This is a genomic window from Vibrio sp. J2-4 (assembly GCF_021728155.1).
GTDB classification, from domain to species: domain Bacteria; phylum Pseudomonadota; class Gammaproteobacteria; order Enterobacterales; family Vibrionaceae; genus Vibrio; species Vibrio diabolicus.
This window is the reverse complement of sequence record NZ_JAKKCN010000004.1, coordinates 261832-283445: the sequence shown is the minus strand read 5'-3', so window position 1 is coordinate 283445 and position 21614 is coordinate 261832. Positions and strand designations below refer to the sequence as shown.

The window sequence follows — 21614 nt, the reverse complement described above, 5'->3', positions numbered from 1 at the left end:
AATGAACAGTGCAGTTGAAGCTCAATTAGCCGAGCTTGGTATCGAAGGCTATTTAACACAACACCAGTACAAGTCGTTACTTAGATTCTTGACTTGTGGCTCGGTAGATGACGGTAAAAGTACACTAATCGGTCGCTTACTCCATGACTCAAAACAAATTTATGAAGATCAGCTAGCGGCAGTGCACTCAGACAGCCAACGTGTGGGCACCACGGGTGAAAAGCCTGACCTTGCGTTGTTGGTCGATGGCTTACAAGCTGAGCGCGAGCAGGGGATCACAATTGATGTAGCTTACCGCTATTTCTCGACGCAGAAACGTAAGTTCATCATCGCCGATACTCCTGGACACGAGCAGTACACGCGCAATATGGCAACAGGCGCATCGACGTGTGACTTAGCGGTGATCTTAGTTGATGCACGTAAAGGCATTCTTGATCAAACTCGTCGTCACTCTTTTATTTCCAACCTACTGGGTTTGAAACACTTTGTTGTGGCGATCAACAAGATGGATTTAGTGGATTACTCTCAAGAGCGCTTTGAAGAAATCCGCGATGAGTATCTTAAGTTTTCTGAGAACCTGACCGGGGATATTGATATTCAAATCATCCCGATTTCGGCGCTTGAAGGTGACAATGTGGTGGATAAAGGGCAAAACCTAAGCTGGTTTAAAGGCCCGTCATTGCTTGAACTTCTTGAAACGGTCGATGTGGATCAAGAAAAAGGTGCGGGTGAGTTCCGCTTCCCTGTGCAATACGTTAACCGTCCTAACCTCGATTTCCGTGGTTTTGCGGGGACGATTTCTTCAGGTTCGATCAAAGTCGGTGATGCCATCAAAGCATTGCCATCGGGGAAAACGTCAACTGTGGCACGCATTGTTACGTTTGATGGTGATATTGAGGAAGCTCGTGCTGGGTTGGCGGTCACTCTGACTTTAAGCGATGAGATCGATATTAGCCGTGGCGATTTGATTGTCCTAGACAATGCTCAAGTGGAAACCACAAACCACTTGCTTGCCGATGTGGTATGGATGACAGAGCAACCTCTGCAACCGGGCCGTGACTACGACATCAAAATCGCGGGTAAGAAAACTGTGGGCCATGTTGAAGCGATTCGTCACCAATATGATATCAACAACCTATCAACTCATAGTGCGGCAGAGCTGCCATTGAATGGTATTGGCTTGTGTGAATGGTCTCTCAATGAGTCAGTTGCGCTGGACAATTACCAAGATTGTGCTGATACCGGCGGCTTCATCATTATCGATCGTCTGACGAACGTGACGGTCGGTGCAGGCATGGTCAAAGAAAGCCTCGCGGTGGTTGAGCGCGATTTGACGGACATCTCTGCGTTTGAAGTTGAGCTGAATGCACTTGTGCGTAAACACTTCCCACACTGGGAAGCAAAAGACGTCAGCCAATTGCTGAAAAAGTAATTGGCGCGCCCGAGCACAATAAGCTCTGATTCTATCTGTTGTTGTGCTTGGGGCGTCGCTGCCTAACTGAGTTGCGAAATGCAGTTAGGTTATTCTCCTAATACCAGAATGCTTCGGTAAAGCCCAAGAAAACCGAGCATTCTGATGTTCTTTTCGCTTGCGCTGATTTTGGTCTGTTTACTCGTTTGTCTGGTGTCTCACGGATAAATGAGCCGTTGTTGTGCCCTTTGGGCGATTTGGTAAGGAAAGGCTATGTGGGAACAAGGGTTTGTATTAGCGATTTTGCTTGGCATTATCACTTGTTTACTTGTCACAAAAATTAAGCCTAGTTATGTCTTTGCGGGTGCCGCTTTTATTGCATTCATGGCGGGAATGATGGATTCAGCCACGATCGCTTCCAACTTTACCAACTCTTCGTTATTGACTCTGGTTCTGTTGATTCTTGCATCGTGTGCTTTAGAAAAAACGTTACTAATCAGTTGGGTGAGCCGTAGTATTTCTGAAGGCCAGTTAGGTAGTGTGATCGCTAAGCTCGGTGTATCAACGGCCTTGCTCTCTTCATTCACGAATAATACCGCCGTGGTTGTCTCATTGATTGGGGCGATTAAGCGTAATCAGCAGCATGCGCCTTCGAAATTACTCATCCCGCTGTCTTACGCGGCCATTTTTGGTGGCACATTAACTTTGATAGGTACGTCGACTAACTTAATCATCAACAGCTTTGTTGAAGATGCCGGTTTGCCGAGCCTGAGCTTTTTTACACCCACGATGATTGGCTTGGCGGTGTTGGTGGGAGGAATGCTGATTCTTATCCCGCTCAGTTACTTACTGCCGAACTACGATGATCAAAGCCAAGAAGATTTACCGTACTTTCTCGAGTCTCGCGTAGAGCCTGGTTCACCGTTAGTTGGGCGCACGGTCAGCGAGAATAATTTACGTGCGCTACGCAAACTGTTTCTTGCGGAGGTTGTACGAGATGGCGTGACGGTTTCCTCTGTAGGACCGGATTTCGTACTCAATGCGAAAGACCGTTTGTTGTTTTGTGGTGATGTTGAGAGCGTCGCGACCCTGCAAGAAATTCCGGGCCTCAAGCTTTTTGGTCAGCAGCACTTGAATGGGCAAAACTTTATCGAAGTTGTGGTGAGCTCATCCGCGACGTTTTGCTATAAAACACTCAAAGAGAGCCGATTCCGCGATCGCTTTGATGCCGTTGTTGTCGCTATTCGTCGTGGCCATGAGCGCTTAGAGGGCGGTTTGGGTAGCATTACCTTAGCGCCAGGTGACACGTTAGTTCTGGTTCCGGGGAAGCGTTTTGAATCGGAGCGCCGAGCTCATCGTAAAGAGTTTGTTTTAGTGCATGATTTGGACTCTAGCGCTCGGCTTGATACAAATAAATCCTCCATCGTGCTACTGGGCTTTGCTGCCGTAATTGGGTGTGCGCTATTAGAGCTAGTACCGATTATTAAAGGCCTTGCCGCGTATCTTATCGCACTTATCGCGTTTGGCATTGTACAGATTTCAGAACTGCGCCGCCGTTTCCCAATTGATATCGTTGTGATTGTCGGCTCTGCTTTGTCCATCGCTCAATTGATGATCTCTTCCGGCTTGTCAGAGAGAATGGGAGCGATGTTTATTGAAGCGTTCAATGGCTGGGGCGTGTTTGGAGCCTTGGTCGCAACTTACATCATGACATTAGTGCTTACTGAACTGGTGACGAATAATGCCGCGGCTGCGCTTTCTTTTCCTATTGGCTATAGCATGGCGGTCGGTTATGGCGTTGATCCGATGCCATTCATTATGGCGGTCTTGTTTGGCGCTAGTGCGAGCTTTATTTCTCCCTACGGTTATCAAACCAACTTGCTGGTGTACAGCGTAGGAAATTACAAATTGACCGACTATGTGAGAATTGGTGTGCCGATTTCGATTGTGTACTCTGTATTAGTACTTACTTTGATTCCGGTCTTCTTCCCGTTTTAATTCCGATATTTACAAGGATACGTTATGACTGCCGAAACGACGGTAAAAGATGAAAACATTGTTTGGCACCAGCATTCGGTCGATAAACAGTTTCGTGCTGAATTAAAGAAGCAAAAACCTGCCGTATTGTGGTTTACTGGCTTATCTGGAGCGGGTAAATCAACCGTAGCGGGAGCGTTGGAAAATCGCCTTGCAGCATTGGGTTACCACACTTATTTATTGGATGGTGACAATGTGCGACATGGTCTGTGTAGTGATTTGGGCTTTTCTGAACAGGATCGTCGCGAGAACATTCGTCGTATTGGTGAACTGGCTAAACTGATGGCGGATGCCGGCTTAATTGTGTTGTCGGCGTTCATTTCACCGCATCGCGCAGAGCGACAGCTAGTGCGCGACTTATTGCCAGAAGGTGAGTTTATCGAAGTGTTCGTCAATGCATCTCTAGAAGTCTGCGAAGGTCGCGATCCTAAAGGTTTGTACCGCAAAGCACGTGCGGGGGAAATTCCTAACTTCACTGGTATTGATTCTGAATATCAAGCACCGAAGAATCCGGAAGTCGATTTACCAGCGGGCGAAAAAAGCGTCGATGAGCTGGTGGACTTGTGCTTGGAAGCGCTTAAGTCGCGTGCAGTGATCCGATAAATAAGCATTTGGATCATTGGTGACCTCAAGCTCTTTGAGCGGCTTAAGAAGCATTTAGATCATGGGTGGTCAAATGCTTCTCGAACTGCCTACACGGTATGATGAACCGTACTTTTAGCGTCACTATGGACACTAAATCTATGATTTAAAAGCGCAAGCATTTGGTCGTAGTAGTCGGCATGTGGTTTGTTACCGAGCAAGGTACAGAGCTCATTGCCTGTTGGCGTGAAGCGGTAATATAAAAGGCGGACGCCTTTGCTGTTCACGTTCAGCGACAAGTTTTTACCTTGGTAGGTGAGGATCAATGGCGTCTCGATACCAATTTCGCCAGATTCAAGCTCGGTACTATGCAGTAACCCTAGTTCAATCAACAGCAACAAACTTGAATAGGGCAACTGAAAACTTCCCATGTTTAAGCTGTTGGCGATGTCTCGTTTGCCGAAGCTAAATATTCCTCCTTGCGCTTTATAACCAATTAACAGCTTGCGACTGTGATCCCCTCCAAAACTGCACGCCAGAGAGGCGGCTCTTTGCAGAGTTTGCGCTTCTTTTGGTGACATATCTTTGAGGATTTTGAGCGCTTTCATAGACGTCGAGCCTGGGTTTGTTACTTCACGCTTCATCACTTGAGCCCATAACTTTTGCATCGCGCTGTTATGGATGTCTTGAGCCATTTCAAAAAAACGATACAACCAGTCTTGGTCGGGCTCTCCGGCAGTTTCATCTCGGCATGAACTGTGTGCTAGCTTTAAAATCTGCTCTAGGTTTTTTTGTCGCTGTTCTTGGCGTCTCTGTTCACGCAGTTGGGCTCTTTCAAGCGCGGATTTGGCTGGTGGATCGGTTTGCAGTAAGGCATCAAGACCGTGTATTTGGGCAATGGTTTTTACCTTGCTGGCACTGTCTTTGATGTAGCCCTGCTTCTTTTCTTGTTGCGTATTTTTTTGTGCGTTTGACTGATGTTCGATGACAACAGGTTGCTTTGTCGGTTCTGCCATTAATTTTCCTACCAAGAACTGCGCTGTTCGCTTGTTTAAATTTACACCTTATCTAACCAGGCGACCAGATAGGAGTTCTCAGTTTTTGAACGAATAGGGCTATCCAAAATGATAATGAGTTGTTAAAATTGTTATCGTTATTTTGGAGGGACAATGAAGTTCTCAGAAGCAGGTAAATTAAAAAAGCACCTGTCGATAGCGTTTCTTTTGGTTATTTATGTTGGCGTATTAGCGTATTTGTCTCGTTATATCGTGTAACACAGAACTAAAAAAGGCGCCGATGTGACGCCTTAGGTGTACCGATGCATGTCAACGACTTAAACTACATATCGTCGTAGGCTTCTATTTTCGATCCCTCAATAACGTAAGCCGTTTCAGCCAGCTCGTGGCTTATCGTTTCGGTTTTCAACTCCCCAACCACATATATGACATCCCACAGTTCTTGAACGGGTGCGCCTTTGGGAAACTTCACGTAAATGATTTGGTTTGGTGGCGGTGGTGGTACGTGGATACAAGCTCCAAAGTATGGCACCAACAAAAACTCGGTGACGGTATTCGCGTCACCTTCAAGCGGGATGACAAAGCCCGGGATTTTAACTTGGCTTCCATTTAGCTCTGGTCGAACGTTACCAATTTTAGACTGTTGCGCTGCGCCGCCACTGTGATCAGAAGCTGGCATGCCCACGCTGTCGAACAGTTTGCGTTCTTTCTCAGGTACTAGATCAATCCAGTCGAGCGTTAATGGCTCCTCGCTTGCGAGTACTGGTGCTATAAATGAGACGATCAGCAAGCAACTTGCGAGTATTTTTCTCCACATTTTATTAAATCCTTATTGTCATTCCGTCACTTAGTGACTGTCGGTAGGCGCGAAAAGCCGGGATGAAACCAATTACAATTCCAGCGCATTGTACGAAACCTAATAACATCCATTCATAGGGCGATAAGAGGCTTAAAGTCAGATGTATTCCATAATGCTGTTGAATGATGGGTTGCACGATGGCGAGAATGGCATACAGCCCTGCCACTCCGGTCACAATTCCGGCGGCAGTAAGTAGACTGGCTTCGCTGATCAACAATGAGAAAACATGACGAGGTCTTGCTCCCATAGCGCGCAAAATCGCCATTTCACGGCGGCGCTCCTGCAAGCTGGTTAATAAGCTGCTTAGCATGCCGAGTAATCCTGCAATCACCACAAAGCCAGACACTGCCATTAAGGCTTGCTCGGCAACAGACATCATTCCCCACAGTTCATGCAACGCAATCCCGGGCATAATCGCGCTAAGCGGTTCTTTGGGATAAGTGTTGATTTGCCTTTGTAGGGCGAAAGTCTGAATACGAGATTTCAAACCGACCAGCATCGCGGTAATTTGCTTGGGCTGAAAGTCTCTGTTTTTGAGGTCTTGTGCCTTGGGTGTTGGGCCTAAACGTGCACCGCTTTCCCATCCGACGTGGATGGCTTCGATGGCTTCTAGCGAGACATGGACGGTTTTGTCGACTGGCGTGCCAGTGGGCGCAAGAATCCCGACAACTTTGAATGGCAGGTTGTCATGTCGGCTAAAGCCTACATCACTAATGCCGTGGGCAATGATGATTTCACTACCGACGTGATAACCCAGCTGTTTTGCGACATCAGAACCGAGCACGGTTTCAAATAAACCATTGAATTCTTGGCCTTCTGAAAAGGTTAGTGATTGCTTACTTCCGAATTTATAGTGTTCAAAATAGCTGTGGTTGGTTCCCATGACTCGGAACCCTTTGTGCGAGTCGCCAAGTGAGATTGGAATCGCCCAATCTACTGCTCGATGATTGGCAAACTCTTGGTAGCTCTTCCAGTCAATGTTGTTGGTGGCATTGCCAATGCGAAACACAGAGTAGAGCAGCAAGTTCACTTGTCCAGAACGGCCACCAATGATGAGGTCGGTGCCTGAAATTGTATTGGCGAAGCTATCTTTTGCCTGAGTACGAATGCGTTCTACTCCTAAAAGGAGTATGACAGAAATCGCGACTGTCATGATGGTTAATATTGCCGTCGCCTTACGATTGATTAAGCTCTTCCACGCGAGCTTTGCAACAGCGCTCATGATGCGGCTCCTAGGTTAGATGCTTGGTTAATATCTGGTAGGTTAAGTGTGCGGTCAAATAAGGGCTCAAGCGTTGGATCGTGACTGACGAAGATCAGCGTAGCGTTGGCTTGATTCGTTTGCTCCATCAGGAGTTCAATAAACGCTTTACGGTTATCGTGGTCTAGAGCGGAGGTTGGCTCGTCAGCAATCACTAACCCCGGATACCCAATGAGTGCTCGTGCAGCCGCAACACGTTGTTGTTGGCCAATGCTCAGTTCCGATACCGGACGAGCATGAAGTTCGCTGGGTAGGTGGAGTCTTTCAAGCAGAGCTTGAGCTTGCTCTTCTAACGTTTGAGATGACGTTCTTGAACGAGCGCGGCCACGTCGTGTTTGACTGAATTGGCAAGGCAGTAGTACGTTTTCAAGTACGTTTAAATAAGGCAATAAATTGAACTGCTGAAAGATATAGCCAATGTGATCGGCGCGAAATTTGTCTCTTTGACTTGCACTTAAACTAACAAGGTCAGTATTCAGTACGGATAGAGAGCCTGATGTTAACGTGTTGATGCCAGTTAGTAGGGCAAGCAGCGTAGATTTACCGCAGCCACTGGGACCTTTGATAAATACGTGCTCACCTTGGGCAATATGTAACTGTGGAATATGAATGGTTGCGTGTGTTGAACCGGGCCAGACAAACTGGGCATTATTTAGCTCAACAACGTTTGACATGATTTCAGTCATACTAAATCACCAAAGCATTGGCGTGTAAGTGTGTACTTACACGCCACTCGTGTTATTTGATTACGATTTGGGAGTTATCTTTGCTCAGTTTGATGGCTGATTGCATGGTGTCAGTGAATATATTGACGTTGATTGACTCAGTCGTTGGAAATTGATTAAACCAGTCGGTTTGAATGTGACTGAGTTGGTTAACTTGGTCACAGCTGAATCGATATTGCACCGAAAACTCACCATGTCCGCCATTTTCATGCTCCTCATGGTGAGCATCGTGACCGTCATGGTGCTCATGTTCATCATGATGTTCATTGTGGTGATCATGGTGTTCGTGCCCTTCATGATCGTGATTTGTATGGTCATCATGGTCGTGCTCGCTATGATCATGGTCTTCATGAGGGGTGCTGAGGTTATGGTTTACGTAAGCTTCTTCAATATCACAATTGGCTTGCGCGTTAATAGCAAACAGTGTGTTGCTGTCTTCTAGGGTAGCAATTGCTTGTTTAAGTGCTTGCTCTTGCTGTTCATTTTCTGGAGCATGCTCGAAACCGACCACATCGGCTCCGGGAGCAGTAATCTCCACTAACAGATCCTTTCCATCTTGGGCGATATTAAATTCGACGTGACCATGCACATGAGCACCGTGCTGGCGGTATTCGTCCGCATTTGCTGCTGTCGATAAAGAGAGACCAATGACAAGCGCTAAAACATGTTTCGATGACATTTTGTGTTTCCTAATTTTGCTGGCACTAACCCGAGCAATACCGGATCAGATTTGTATTTACTAAGGTGCGACTCGTTGACACGTTAGGTGCAGGAATACGCACAAATTATGTTGAGTGTGGAATAGTTTGGAAATTAAGCAAAATAAGGCGGGGCACGAGCTGCACCACGAATGTCTTCACTATTAACAAGGCGCTGAAAGACATCATGGTATTGGATGCGCGTAAATGTTGGCGTCGATAGGGTCGGTTGAGCTTTGGCTATGCCGTGCTGAACCCCAGAAAATAGCTGGCAATGATGGTGTGTGTGGTGTTCGGGAGTCAGATCAACTTGATGAAGGATTACCGCAAAGTTCCAAGCGATCAGCAACGCGACACTGAAAAATAAAACAGTGCGATGCCAATGCTTCCGTATCTTTTGCTGGTGGTGGTACATCTGAGCTCCTCTTACCGACTGTTATAATATAACACCCATAATGAGTAAAAGTTCACTCTTTTGTTGGCTAGTGGGAAAATTTACGTCAACACATGTGATGTCGCCGAATCTGAGACAGTCTCCTTGGTGGAATCACTGAGCGTTAAACTAGGGGCAACAGAAAATCTCAAGCTTTAAGTTTGGTCGCATGGCTCCTTATACTGCGTACTACGGATATTAAGGAGCCAAGCAACGAGACTAGATGTTCTGTTTAATTAGCTCGATCACCTTTGCAATTTCATCTTGCTCAAGTGCGCCTTCTTTTACAAACAGCACTTTGCCTGTTTTGTCTTGAACAATAATGGCAGAGCTTTCTTCTTTAAGATCCCAAGTGTTGGCGACTACGCCATTTTCATCCAGAACCATAGATGACCAAGGAAACTCTTTTTTGCTGTCTTGGGCTGAAGATTTCACGAACGAACCTGTCCCCCAGATTGCATCATCTTGGTTAATGATCGTAGTTGTTTGGTAGCTTTCTTGCGGGAATTGCGCGGCGGTTATTGCTGACATCAAAGGGGCGTTCATTTCTTTTGAACTGCTACGACCTGCGATTGCTTGAATAACACGAACCTTACCCTGCATATGCTGGGTTGCCCATGGTTGGTATGCCACGCCCTCACCCTGCAAAACAATCTCGCCATAAGCCGCGACCTTGGCAGAAGGAACGGCCTCACCGACAGATAGGTTGTGTGCAAACGCAAAGCTTGGCGTTATAGCCAATAGTAGAGGTAGGAGAGTCTTAGTTTTCATATTGTTATATTCCGTACGAGTTGGAAGTTTTCCAGTATATATCCAGATCTAGGAAATTTGTAGAACTGTTGATAACATTTATTTAACGTATGGGGTGGTGTAATATTGCGTTATATTTAGAATTTGCTAAAATGAACCTCGTCGCAGATTGCGCATCAAGATTGCAGAGGATAAATAAGCAATCCGTGTTTTCTCAAAGGAATTGAGGTGAGTTATGCTACGTGAGTTTGCTGTATACCGACCATTACAAGTGGCACGTTTCGTTAAAACGTTGTTCAAAGGTCAATTCTTTATTGCTGGGGTTGGATGTTTCCAGTTCGACAATGGCAAAGTTTTGCTCCCTGACGTCAACGATCAGAAAAGACTCACCATCTTTAAAGAAGTCAACCAAGTGATTGCTTCGCTGTCTGTTTAAGAGCCCGTTGGCTTGAATTTAGTTTTCGATTTCAAAAAAAGAGCGACCTATTCGGTCGCTCTTTTTGGTTTGAGTTAGTCGTAGGAACTAACTTTGTAAGCTGGGTGGGAAGCAAACACCTGTGCCACCGATACCGCAGTAACCGTCAGGGTTTTTAGCCAGGTATTGTTGGTGGTAAGTTTCGGCAAAATAATACGGGCCCGCTGGCTGTATCTCAGTGGTGATATTCGCGCGTAGTTCCTCTTGCAGTGCTTGTTGATACAAGAGCTTCGATTTTTCTGCGCTCTCTTGCTGCTTCGCGGAATAAGTGTAAATAGCAGAACGGTATTGTGTGCCCAAATCGTTACCTTGACGCATTCCCTGGGTTGGGTCATGTTTCTCCCAAAAAACGGCCAGTAGTTTTTCTAAGGAAATCACGCGTTCATCGAAGACGACTCGTACTACCTCTGTATGGCCTGTTTTACCCGTACACACCTCTTCATAAGTAGGATTGGGTGTATATCCACCGGCGTAGCCAACCGAAGTGGAGATAACCCCATCCAGTTGCCAAAATACGCGCTCAGCACCCCAAAAGCAGCCCATTCCCAGCAGAATTTGTTGTTGATGCGGCTCCAATGGTGCCTTTAAGTTAGATTTGTTTACAAAATGATGATCTTCAACCTGCATCGGTTGATCTCTACCTGGCAAGGCATCTTCTATACTGATCAATGTTTGTTTGTTGAGCATGGTATTTGTCCTTCAATACGTGTCTTAAATTTGCGAACTTTTTCATTTCGTCTGTATCTGATGCTGTGATGACATAGACCGCGTTAAACCTATTAATATTACAGACTTAGACTTTAATTGGCGTTATCATTATTTACGTTTACTTAACCTCATTCAGCCAAAAAAGCATGATAAAAAAAGCTCTCCTCACCATTGTTGGCCTGTTTGCCTTTTCTCATGGTGCCTATGCCGATGTTTCTTTGACTTTAAAAGGCATCGATGGCGCTTTAGAAGAGAATGTCAGTGCGTACCTGTCGTCCATTCCAGCGAAGGACTACTCCACTTCTCTGCGCTTTCAAGCGAGATTAGATCAAAGTATCACTGAAGCTCTTAATGCGCTTGGGTATTATCATGCAAAAATTTCATACTCTATTCCGGAAGGGAATGATGAGTTGATCGTCAGCATCAAGCCGGGTTTACCTGTGAAAGTGAAAGTCATGGATGTGGTGATCACAGGTGAAGCAAAAGACGATGAAGAGTTCGCCAAACTTATTGAACGTTCACCGCTTAAAGTCGGCAAAGTATTGAATCAAGGCGAATACGATAGCCTGAAATCGGGTATTCGTAACTTGGCGTTGCAGCGTGGTTATTTCAATGGTGATTACAAGCTCAGCAAACTTGAAGTGATTCCTGACTTCAATGAAGCGAATGTGCGTTTGCATTATGACAGTGGTATTCGTTATCACTTTGGTCCGATTAACATTACTGGCAGTCAGATTTGGGAAAACCGTGTTGAATCAATGCGACCTTTTGAAATTGGTGAACCTTACTTGGTTTCGCAAGTGGGGGAGTACAACCAAAATCTGTCTAATACCGATTGGTTTTCATCGGTTTTTGTGGAGCCTGATTTAAGTAAATTGGATGAGGGACGCGAATTGCCAATTAAGGTCTCGCTCGCGCCAGCGTCAAAAAACCAAATAGAAACCGGTCTTGGTTACTCGACCGATACTGGTGTGCGTGGCACGTTAAAATGGAAAAAACCATGGGTTAGTTCACGTGGCCACAGCTTTAATACGGCGTTATCACTATCAAAGCCAGAACAGACGATCACGGCAGGCTACAAAATCCCGCTTGATGATGTATTGCGTGAATACTACCAACTGCAATTTGGTTTAAAGCACCTTGATAACCGAGATACGGAGAGTTTGGAATCCAACCTGGCAGTTGAGCGACATTGGCTAACCGATGGCGGCTGGCATAAAACCATTTATGTTCGTCACTTGTACGAAAACTTCTCTCAAGGTCTGCAAGATGATGGGGTGCAATTTGTGTTACCCGGAGCTACTTTTTCACGAACTCGTGTCCGTGGTGGCAACATGCCAATGTGGGGGGATAAGCAAAGTGTAACGATCGAATATGGTGATCCTGCTTTGCTGTCAGAAACGCGAGTATTGCGCCTATTAGGGCGATCATCTTGGATCCGCGGGATCGGTGATAATCATCGTGGTTTGTTCCGTTTAGAAGGTGGTGCGAACATCACTGAGGAATTTGAAAAGCTTTCACCTTCCCTGCGTTTCTTCGCTGGTGGTGATAACAACATTCGTGGTTATGGATATGAGTCTATTTCACCTGTGGATGAAAGTGGCGCCTTGACGGGTGGTAAATACATCGTCAGCAGCACATTAGAGTATCAATATCGCGTGTATGGAAACTGGTGGGCAGCCACCTTCTACGATATTGGTGATGCATTTAACGAAACACCTGAATGGAAATCGGGTGCTGGTGTGGGTATCCGTTGGGCGTCTCCGGTTGGACCGGTTAGCTTTGATTTTGCGTGGGGACTGGATGAAAAACCAGAAAGAGAGTTCCGCATCCACTTCTCATTGGGGCCTGAGTTATGATCAAAATGATGTTTAAGTGGACCAAATGGCTGTCGCTAAGTTTGATTGGTCTATTGCTGTTGCTCATCATTTTTGTTGCGACAGTGCTATTTACTCACCCTGGTCTTAAGCTCGCGTTGTGGGGAGCAGAAAAGGCTTTACCGCAACTACAGATAGAGAAAGTTCAGGGTTCATTATTTCCTCGTTTTGAGCTACAGAACGTCAGTTTTGTCGACGAATCTTTGAACATCGACGCAAAAGTCGATCGTTTAGCGTTAGCGGTTAACTTCCGTTGTTTCTTTGATCCTAAAGTCTGTGTCGATGAGCTAACCCTGCAAGGTGTTAACTTTCAGATGCCAGAGCTCCCTCCGGCAGGCGAAGAGCCAGAGGAGACACCGCCATTACGTACAGTCAGTACACCAGTCCCTATTTTTGTTAATAAGGTCAGTTTTGATGACATTAACTTAAACATTTTGGGCAACCAAATTGATTGGCAAGATTTCTCTACCGGGCTTTCTATGCAAGGCGACCGTTTAGTGATTGCGCCGACGGCATTAAAAGACATCAATGTTGCACTGGCTCCAAGTGAAGCTGAACCTGAAGCCGCCACCGACGAGCCGAAAGACGCTGACGCTCCGCCGCAAGATATTGTGTTACCTGAGGTGTGGATTCCACTCACTGTGGAAGCAAGACGCCTCGATATTCATAACTTCAAGCTTGCAGGTGAGAAGCCGGTGATCGTTCACCACCTTGGTGCTGTAGCGAAAGCGGGGGGCGACCGTGTTGATGTGAAAACATTAGAGCTCGATATGCCTGAAGTGGAAGGTAAGTTAAGCACGCAAGTAACGCTTTCTGCCGACTATCCTCTCAAAGCTCAGCTCGATGCGCTGGTGAAGCAAGCGGATGCGAAGGGACAAAAGCTGTCGCTGTCAGCTGTTGGTTCGGTGGGAGACCTTTCTCTCACTGCGACCTTATCTGAACTAGTCGAAGCGGAGATCAAAGGTGAACTTCAGCCCCTGAAAGCGCAGTTACCCTTTGATGTTGCAATCAAAAATGTGCAAGCGCAATGGCCGTTAATCGGTCAAAGTGATTATCAAGTATCGGTACCAAGTTTATCTGCAAAAGGTTCCCTGGACGGATACGCCGTGGCACTAGAAACACAAGCTTCGGGTAAAGATATTCCTGCTGTAGATGTTGCACTAAACGGCAAAGGCACATTAGAGCAAATCGATCTTGAAAGCCTGGTAGTTAAAACATTGGGCGGTGAGCTATCCGGTCAGGTGATGGCGAATTGGGCTGCGCCAATCAACTGGCAAGCTGACCTTAATTTGCAACATATTCAACCAGGGCTTCAATGGGAAGAAGCGGAAGGCGATATCAGTGGTAGCCTCTCGACTTCAGGTTCTTTAACAGAACAAGGCGGTTGGCAAGTCAGTTTACCTAAGTTAGATATCGATGGCATTTTGCGCGGTTATCCGCTGAATGTGGAAGGCCAACTGGAAGCGTCTGATAAGAATGGCAAAGGTGAAGACATTCAGCTTACCACGCAAGGTTTAGCGCTTTCTCATGGCCCTAACCAATTGAGTGCCAAGGGTAAGATTGATAAGCAGATATTAATGGATGTTGAGGTTAACTTCCCCGATTTTGCGAAAAGTGTTCCGGATCTTGCAGGTAAGATGCAGGGCAATGTTGCGCTGCGTGGTAGCTTGAAAGAGCCTGACATCAAATTAGACCTAGCGCTAAACCAAGTGAACTGGCAGCAGCAAGCGAACGTTGAAAACATAACCTTGAAGGGGGATGTGACGCCTCTGCCAGCACCGAAAGCGAACTTAAGCCTCATTGCGAACAACATTACCTACGACGACATTAAAGTTGATAGTGCAGACCTTGAAGTCTCTGGGGATGAAAAACTGCACCAACTGACGCTAGATGTGGTGTCTGACATTGTATCAACCAGCTTAGAAATTGAAGGCTCATTCATACAGAAGCCGCAAATGATCTGGGATGGTGCATTGCGTCGTCTTACTTTGAGCACGCCGCAGGGACCTTGGGCGTTGCAGAAATCGACGGCGGTTAAAGTCACCATTGATAAACAAATCGCTGATGTTCAAGCACATTGTTGGCTGCAAGCCAATTCGAGTGTTTGTTTGACCGAAGATATTAGTGTTGGTCAAAGTGGCGAAGCCAAGTTAGCTGTGAACGACTTTGACTTTGAACAAATCAAGCAGTTCCTGCCGCCAGAGACGAAATTACAAGGGTCGGTCAACGCGCAAGCGACAGCAAAATGGGCACCAGAGATGAAGCCGGAAGTCACGGTGAACGTTGATATGCCTAAAGGTCAAGTAGAGCAAGCACTAGAGCAGCCGATAACTCTTGGTTGGGAAAGCTTTAGCTTTAAAGCGGCGCTGGCAAAAGACAAGTTAGATGCTGAGTGGTTATTTGATGTGAGAGACAATGGTGACTTATCAGGTCAGGTTTCTTTGGTCGATGTAACGTCTGAGCAGCCTGAGATTGACGGTAAGGTCTCGCTATCGACATTCCATCTGGATTTCTTAGCGCCGTTGATAGGTGAGTACAGCCTATTCAAAGCGAACATGAATACTGATTTGGCGATATCTGGTGATGTTATGCACCCTAAAGTCAACGGTCAGTTCTTGATTGATCAAATGAAGCTACAAGGTGAAGTCACGCCGATAGACATTAACTCCGGTCAGGTCGCGATCAACTTTAAAGGTCACCAAGCGGATCTTGATGCGGGTATCATGACGCCAGATGGTGAGTTGGAAGTGACTGGTGAGGCCGATTGGCAGGATCTACAAAATTGGCATACCAAAGCTCGCGTATTTGCGAAAGAGCTTCAGGTGGATCTTCCACCAATGGTAAAAATCAAAGTTGAGCCGGACATGACTATTGATGTCACACCGCAGCTTGCTAAGGTCGAAGGTAATATTAATCTGCCTTGGGGACGAGTTGTGGTTGAAGAGCTGCCACCAAGTGCGGTTGGTGTTTCAAGCGACACCGTGATTTTGGACCAGAACTTACAGCCTGTGAGTGATATCGAGCCAATGCCATTTGATGTTGAAACGGATATCAACATTAAGATTGGTGATGACTTCCAACTGGCCGCCTTTGGCTTGAAAGGTGGTCTGAAAGGTAACCTCAATGTGACACAGAAAGATAAAGGTCCGTTCATCGTTGGTGAGGTTAATATCGTCGATGGTTCTTACCGCTCTTTTGGTCAGGATTTGGTGATTGAAGAAGGTAAGATCTTAATGAATGGCCCAGCAGATCAGCCGTACGTTTCTATTAAGGCGATTCGAAACCCAGATAATACCCAAGATGACGTGATTGCTGGTGTGCGTGTAACAGGACCAGCATCGGATCCAAATGTGGAGATATTCTCTGAGCCAGCGATGCCTCAAGCGAATGCGCTCTCTTACCTACTTCGCGGTCAAGACATTGATGGCGAAGCGGGAGGCAATGCTATGACGACCACGTTGATCGGCCTAAGTTTGGCAAAGAGTGGACGCGTGGTTGGTGAAATCGGTGAAGCCTTTGGGGTTCAAGATTTACAATTGGATACGGCGGGGTCGGGCGATGATTCTCAAGTGACCGTCAGTGGTTACATTCTGCCGGGATTACAGGTGAAATACGGCGTCGGCATCTTTAACTCACTAGGCGAGTTCACCGTGCGTTATCGATTGATGCAAGATCTGTATTTAGAGGCGGTTTCTGGTGTAGATAGTGCGGTTGACCTACTCTATCAATTTGAGTTCGATTAGAGCTTGTCCACCTGCGTACATAAAGTTCATGACTAAGGAGTGGTTATGCAGCATTTAGTTTTTGTATATGGGACCTTGCGTAAAGGAGAGTGTAATCATCACTTTCTGAGCTCGGCCCAGTTTCTTGGTCAGCATGAAACGGATGCTCAGTTCGCACTGTATGACTTAGGTCCTTATCCCGCGTTGTCTGTCGGGCAGCGCTCGATACAAGGTGAAGTGTATCTGATTGATGATGAAACCTTATCCGAGCTAGATAAGCTGGAAGATGTGCCAGTAGAGTATCGTCGAGAGAGCATCGTCACGCCGTTTGGCCAAGCTTGGATCTACTTGTATCAAGATACTGAACAACTGACCGAAGAAATCGCTTCCGGAGATTGGTGTCAAAAGGTGTGAGCTATACTGACATTATCAATAGCGACGAGCTGGTCACTAAGGAGTCATGATGAAGGTATTCGTAATTGTATCAATGGCGTTGATTCTTGCCGCATGCGCGCAAACAACTCTGCCGACCTCGAGTAATGTTACCGACTGGCAAGCGTTTGGTAAGCAATCTGCCTTAGATGGATTAAGAGTTTTATCTGAAGATCGTATCGCTGCATTGGATGGTACTAATCATGCTACGCCTGAACTGATCATGGCCTATCAAACGGGTTATCAGCAAGGGAAGCAAGAGTATTGTGAACAAAGCGCGTATATGCTTGGTGTTATCGGGCGTCCGTATTTTGGTATTTGTGATGACCTAGACCCCTTCTTTCAGCATGACTATGACGCCGGCCGAATGTCTTCTGCAGGCGCGCCTATCTAGTTGACTTACACAAGATGAAAAGCAAAAGAGCTGCCCTAAAGCAGCTCTTTTTAATTTTGTATCAGCCGTGATGCTTATTTTTTCTGAGCGCGCTCGTAAGATTCTAGGATTTCAGCTTTAGCGGCAGCAACATCTGCCCAACCATCCACTTTCACCCATTTACCTGCTTCAAGCTCTTTGTAACGCTCAAAGAATTGCGTGATCTGCGCTTTCAGTAGTTCTGGGATATCGTCCACATCTTGGATGTGATCGTACTCTTTCGAGATTTTGGTGTGTGGAACCGCAAACACTTTTGCGTCTTCACCTGACTCATCCGTCATATTCAAAACGCCAACAGGACGGCAGTGAATCACTGAACCTGGCATAAGTGGGTATGGTGTTGGTACCAGTACGTCGACTGGGTCGCCATCAAGAGACAGCGTATTGTTCACGTAGCCATAGTTACATGGGTAGAACATCGGTGCAGACATGAAACGGTCAACAAATACCGCACCAGAGTCTTTATCTACTTCGTACTTGATTGGATCTGCATTTGCAGGAATTTCGATCACGACATAGATATCTTCAGGCAGCGACTTGCCTGCTGGCACATGGTTTAAGCTCATTAGAATATTCCTTTTCATTAACGATGAGTCACACAGAAGCGGCTTCATCTGATGATAAATTCGCGTTTCACTTTAGCGACAAAAACGCGGCAGGTAAACACCTGCCGCGTTGGACAAAGGTCTGAAATTATTCTTCGTCGCGGTGCAGTTCAAGGAACTCTTCAACTTTGCGAACCATGTTCTTAGAACCAACAAAGAAAGGCACACGTTGGTGCAATTCGGTTGGTTTGATATCCATGATGCGATTGACGCCGTCTGATGCAATACCGCCCGCTTGCTCAATTAAGAACGCCATTGGGTTACATTCATAAAGCAGACGCAGTTTGCCCTGTGGATGGCTTTGCGTACTAGGGTAAAGGTAGATACCACCTTTCAGTAAGTTGCGGTGGAAATCAGCAACCAATGAGCCAATGTAGCGCGAAGTGTATGGACGACCGTCTTCTGGCACATTCTCTTGGCAGTACTTGATGTACTTCTTCACCCCTTGAGGGAAGCGAATGTAGTTACCTTCGTTGATCGAATAAATCTTGCCTTCTTCTGGAATCATCATGTTTTCATGAGAAAGGCAGAAGCTGCCGATAGATGGGTCGTAAGTAAAGCCGTTTACGCCGTTACCCGTGGTGTAAACCAACATGGTTGATGAACCGTAAATCACGTAACCAGCGGCAACTTGCTTATGACCAGGCTGAAGGAAATCTTCTTCTGTCGCTGGTGTGCCAATAGGTGAAACACGGCGATAAATAGAGAAGATAGTACCGACAGAGACGTTCACATCGATGTTAGAAGAACCATCAAGTGGGTCCATCAGTACCACATATTTGGCGTTTTGGTTGAGCTCTTTGTTGAAAGCAACCGCTTCGTCTTCTTCCTCACTGGCAACGCCACACACTTGGTCACGAGCTTCAAGCGCGGCTTTGAACTTATCGTTCGCGTAAACATCGAGCTTTTGTTGGTCTTCACCTTGGACATTTTCCGTGCCTACAGCACCAGTGATATCACCGAGGCCCGCTGCGTTGATTTCGCGGTTAACGATTTTTGCAGCTAAACGAATGGAGGCTAAAAGGGATGATAGATCACCGCTAGCGTGGGGGAAATCCGCTTGTTTTTCGACAATGAACTCGCCTAGGGTGCGCAGTCCTGACATGGTTAATCCTTACATTTTCATTTCATTGGGGGTAGTGCGCAAGTGAGCATCTCTTTATGGATGTTAAACGATTGCGCTGGATGTAAGTTTAAGTCGCAGATCTTTTTAATGGTAATGAAGTAACTGTTTGAGATCTCAATTTATTTGTAGACTTGTTTGAGGGATTCATCAGTAAGCAAGAGGTTGTACAGTCTGTGTTCAACCTTGTCATATTTGTGAAAGGGACTGCAAGAAGAAGGCTAAAGTCTCTCGCTTTTCTGGTTGTGATCGCGATAATGAAAGCATTAAAGAACGCATTACAAGGTTTAGTTTATGCACATTCATATCTTGGGTATCTGTGGCACATTTATGGGCGGCGCTGCGATTTTAGCGCGCCAATTAGGGCATAAAGTCACTGGTTCTGATGCCAACGTTTACCCACCGATGAGCACGTTGCTTGAGTCTCAAGGTATTGAAATTATTGAAGGCTTCGACCCGTCTCAACTCGACCCTCAACCAGACCTTGTGGTGATTGGTAATGCCATGAGCCGTGGTAACCCATGTGTTGAACATGTGCTCAATACCAACATGCGCTACACCTCTGGTCCGCAGTGGCTCAACGAGTTTTTGCTGCACGATCGCTGGGTATTGGCGGTATCGGGTACACACGGTAAAACGACTACGTCGAGCATGCTGGCTTGGATACTCGAAGACTGCGGTTATCAACCTGGTTTCCTAGTTGGTGGAGTACTTGGTAACTTTGGAGTCTCTGCTCGTTTGGGCGAAAGCATGTTTTTTGTCGTTGAAGCGGACGAATATGACAGTGCTTTTTTCGATAAGCGTTCTAAGTTTGTGCACTACCATCCTCGAACCTTAATCATGAACAACCTTGAGTTTGATCATGCTGACATCTTCGATGATCTAGAGGCGATCAAGCGCCAATTCCATCATTTAGTGCGAACGGTTCCCGGCAATGGCTTAATCTTAGCTCCGAAGCAAGACCAAGCTTTGGCGGATGTATTAGAGCGTGGTTGCTGGACAGAAAAGCAGTTTTCAGGTGTTGATGGCGACTGGCAGGCGCACAAATTAGTGGTCGATGGCTCAAAATTTGAAGTTGCTCTACAAGGCGAGAAGGTCGGTACCGTCGAATGGGATTTGGTGGGTGATCATAACGTTGATAATGCGTTAATGGCGATTGCCGCGGCGCGACACGTTGGCGTAACGCCGGAGCTTGCGTGTCAGGCTCTGGGCCGTTTCATTAACACCAAGCGCCGTCTTGAGTTAAAAGGTGAAGAGCAAGGTGTGACGGTTTACGATGATTTTGCGCATCACCCAACGGCAATTGAACTCACCGTCGGTGGTTTGCGTAACAAGGTAGGCGAAAAACGCATTCTTGCCGTGTTGGAACCTCGTTCTGCCACTATGAAGCGCGGCGTGCACAAAAACACACTCGCGGATTCACTACACAGCGCAGATGAAGTGTTCTTATTCCAACCAGACAACATCGAATGGTCGGTGCAAGATATCGCGGAACAATGTCAGCAACCTGCTTTTGTTGACGCTGACATCGATAACTTTGTAGCGAAAATCGTTGAACGAGCGCAGCCAGGTGACCAAATTCTGGTGATGAGTAATGGTGGCTTTGGCGGTATTCACGGCAAGATCCTCGAGCAACTTAAACAAAAAGTCTGATTTTATGCAAAACAAACAGCAGCAAGCAGAAAAAGCCATCACTTTAGCGTTAACTGGAGCATCTGGTGCGCCTTATGGTCTGCGACTTTTAGAATGTTTGGTCGCGGCGGATTATCATGTCTACGTTCTGATCTCTTCGGCGGCTCGTGTCGTGATGGCAACCGAACACAACCTTAAGCTGCCAAGTGGGCCAGAAGCCGCAAAGCAAGCGTTGGTAGAGCACCTGAACTGCAATCCCGATAACATCACCGTTTGTGGTAAAGATGACTGGTTCTCACCGGTAGCATCTGGCTCTGCGGCACCAAAGCAAATGGTGGTTTGCCCATGTTCTGCGGGAAGTGTTGCGGCGATTGCGCATGGTATGTCGGATAACTTGATTGAGCGCGCCGCTGACGTGGTGATGAAAGAGCGTGGGCAGTTGTTGCTCGTCGTTCGCGAAACGCCATTTTCAACGCTGCATCTGGAGAACATGCACAAGCTATCGCAAATGGGCGTGACCATCATGCCAGCGGCTCCGGGTTTCTACCATCAGCCAAAGAGCATTGAAGACTTAGTGGATTTTATGGTGGCGAGAATTCTCGACCACTTAGGTATTGAGCAAGGTTTAGTGCCTCGTTGGGGTTATGACCAGCGTTCGTGAGCTGATTGTGTAACCACTCAAATACCTTTACAATCCATCCAACTCATCGGGGAGCAAACCCATTTAGCATTGAGTCAATCAATGCATTTGGGCGCTGAGACCTAAGTTCTTAACTAGGGACCCGTATTACCTGAACCAGATAATGCTGGCGTAGGAATTGAGTCTGGATATTGG

Annotated in this window: 20 protein-coding genes and 1 riboswitch; of the genes, 10 read left to right on the top strand and 10 right to left on the bottom strand. The window is 46.5% G+C overall.

Going from position 1 to position 21614, the window contains the following annotated elements:
• Window position 1 precedes the first annotated feature (1 nt).
• The 3 genes from cysN to cysC all read left to right on the top strand — a co-directional run bounded on the left by cysN (window position 2) and on the right by cysC (window position 4051).
• Window positions 2-1432, top strand: coding sequence for a sulfate adenylyltransferase subunit CysN (gene cysN / locus L3V32_RS15810; protein ID WP_046874053.1), 1431 nt, complete (start codon window positions 2-4; stop codon window positions 1430-1432).
• A 252-nt stretch (window positions 1433-1684) separates the two neighbouring features.
• Window positions 1685-3409 (top strand): SLC13 family permease, encoded by a 1725-nt coding sequence (locus L3V32_RS15805; protein WP_005392351.1) that lies wholly within the window; start codon window positions 1685-1687, stop codon window positions 3407-3409.
• A gap of 24 nt (window positions 3410-3433) precedes the next feature.
• Window positions 3434-4051, top strand: a complete 618-nt coding sequence (gene cysC / locus L3V32_RS15800; RefSeq protein WP_005392350.1) for an adenylyl-sulfate kinase — start codon at window positions 3434-3436, stop codon at window positions 4049-4051.
• A gap of 89 nt (window positions 4052-4140) precedes the next feature.
• On the opposite strand, the gene L3V32_RS15795 is transcribed toward cysC, so the two are convergent.
• From L3V32_RS15795 to L3V32_RS15765, 7 genes are all read right to left on the bottom strand, one after another.
• The gene (locus L3V32_RS15795) at window positions 4141-5046 is read right to left on the bottom strand and encodes a TIGR03899 family protein (RefSeq protein ID WP_164666526.1); all 906 of its coding nucleotides are present in this window, start codon (window positions 5044-5046) and stop codon (window positions 4141-4143) included.
• Window positions 5047-5368: 322 nt separating this feature from the next.
• Complete coding sequence (locus tag L3V32_RS15790; RefSeq protein ID WP_012841166.1) at window positions 5369-5863, bottom strand: DUF3299 domain-containing protein; 495 nt, start codon at window positions 5861-5863, stop codon at window positions 5369-5371.
• Window positions 5864-5867: 4 nt separating this feature from the next.
• Complete coding sequence (locus tag L3V32_RS15785) at window positions 5868-7127, bottom strand: ABC transporter permease (protein ID WP_182036215.1); 1260 nt, start codon at window positions 7125-7127, stop codon at window positions 5868-5870.
• Window positions 7124-7852 (bottom strand): ABC transporter ATP-binding protein, encoded by a 729-nt coding sequence (locus tag L3V32_RS15780; protein WP_182036214.1) that lies wholly within the window; start codon window positions 7850-7852, stop codon window positions 7124-7126. Before L3V32_RS15780 ends, L3V32_RS15785 begins: the two co-directional genes overlap by 4 nt.
• A gap of 52 nt (window positions 7853-7904) precedes the next feature.
• The gene (locus tag L3V32_RS15775) at window positions 7905-8570 is read right to left on the bottom strand and encodes a DUF2796 domain-containing protein (protein ID WP_104969024.1); all 666 of its coding nucleotides are present in this window, start codon (window positions 8568-8570) and stop codon (window positions 7905-7907) included.
• A gap of 134 nt (window positions 8571-8704) precedes the next feature.
• Window positions 8705-9004, bottom strand: a complete 300-nt coding sequence (locus tag L3V32_RS15770) for a DUF2607 family protein (protein ID WP_005392338.1) — start codon at window positions 9002-9004, stop codon at window positions 8705-8707.
• Between the two features lie 237 nt (window positions 9005-9241).
• Window positions 9242-9793 (bottom strand): YtfJ family protein, encoded by a 552-nt coding sequence (locus L3V32_RS15765; RefSeq protein ID WP_167426968.1) that lies wholly within the window; start codon window positions 9791-9793, stop codon window positions 9242-9244.
• 214 nt (window positions 9794-10007) lie between these two features.
• Between L3V32_RS15765 and L3V32_RS15760 the strand changes: the two genes are divergently transcribed.
• A complete protein-coding gene (locus tag L3V32_RS15760) occupies window positions 10008-10208 on the top strand; it encodes a DUF1107 domain-containing protein (RefSeq protein WP_012841164.1) in 201 nt (66 codons plus the stop codon).
• An 87-nt stretch (window positions 10209-10295) separates the two neighbouring features.
• Here L3V32_RS15760 and msrA read toward each other — a convergent pair whose 3' ends face one another.
• The gene (gene msrA / locus L3V32_RS15755) at window positions 10296-10934 is read right to left on the bottom strand and encodes a peptide-methionine (S)-S-oxide reductase MsrA (RefSeq protein ID WP_005392333.1); all 639 of its coding nucleotides are present in this window, start codon (window positions 10932-10934) and stop codon (window positions 10296-10298) included.
• 167 nt (window positions 10935-11101) lie between these two features.
• Between msrA and L3V32_RS15750 the strand changes: the two genes are divergently transcribed.
• The 4 genes from L3V32_RS15750 to L3V32_RS15735 are packed head-to-tail and all read left to right on the top strand — an operon-like array spanning window position 11102 to window position 17380.
• The gene (locus L3V32_RS15750) at window positions 11102-12814 is read left to right on the top strand and encodes an autotransporter assembly complex family protein (protein ID WP_053809466.1); all 1713 of its coding nucleotides are present in this window, start codon (window positions 11102-11104) and stop codon (window positions 12812-12814) included.
• Window positions 12811-16575: a translocation/assembly module TamB domain-containing protein gene (locus tag L3V32_RS15745; protein ID WP_237284669.1), complete on the top strand. Its 3765-nt coding sequence runs from the start codon at window positions 12811-12813 to the stop codon at window positions 16573-16575. The genes L3V32_RS15750 and L3V32_RS15745 overlap by 4 nt, the downstream gene beginning before the upstream one ends.
• Before the next feature lie 45 nt (window positions 16576-16620).
• Entirely contained in the window at window positions 16621-16968 is a 348-nt protein-coding gene (locus L3V32_RS15740) for a gamma-glutamylcyclotransferase (RefSeq protein WP_012841162.1), read from the top strand.
• A gap of 49 nt (window positions 16969-17017) precedes the next feature.
• Complete coding sequence (locus L3V32_RS15735) at window positions 17018-17380, top strand: DUF2799 domain-containing protein (protein ID WP_237284780.1); 363 nt, start codon at window positions 17018-17020, stop codon at window positions 17378-17380.
• 74 nt (window positions 17381-17454) lie between these two features.
• On the opposite strand, the gene ppa is transcribed toward L3V32_RS15735, so the two are convergent.
• Window positions 17455-17985 (bottom strand): inorganic diphosphatase, encoded by a 531-nt coding sequence (gene ppa / locus L3V32_RS15730; RefSeq protein ID WP_237284668.1) that lies wholly within the window; start codon window positions 17983-17985, stop codon window positions 17455-17457.
• A 127-nt stretch (window positions 17986-18112) separates the two neighbouring features.
• Window positions 18113-19129 (bottom strand): class 1 fructose-bisphosphatase, encoded by a 1017-nt coding sequence (fbp, locus tag L3V32_RS15725; RefSeq protein ID WP_005392321.1) that lies wholly within the window; start codon window positions 19127-19129, stop codon window positions 18113-18115.
• A 312-nt stretch (window positions 19130-19441) separates the two neighbouring features.
• On the opposite strand from fbp, the gene mpl reads away from it, so the two are divergent.
• Complete coding sequence (mpl, locus tag L3V32_RS15720; RefSeq protein ID WP_170902406.1) at window positions 19442-20800, top strand: UDP-N-acetylmuramate:L-alanyl-gamma-D-glutamyl-meso-diaminopimelate ligase; 1359 nt, start codon at window positions 19442-19444, stop codon at window positions 20798-20800.
• 4 nt (window positions 20801-20804) lie between these two features.
• Complete coding sequence (locus tag L3V32_RS15715) at window positions 20805-21440, top strand: flavin prenyltransferase UbiX (RefSeq protein ID WP_046874042.1); 636 nt, start codon at window positions 20805-20807, stop codon at window positions 21438-21440.
• Between the two features lie 37 nt (window positions 21441-21477).
• Window positions 21478-21614, top strand: a riboswitch (TPP riboswitch).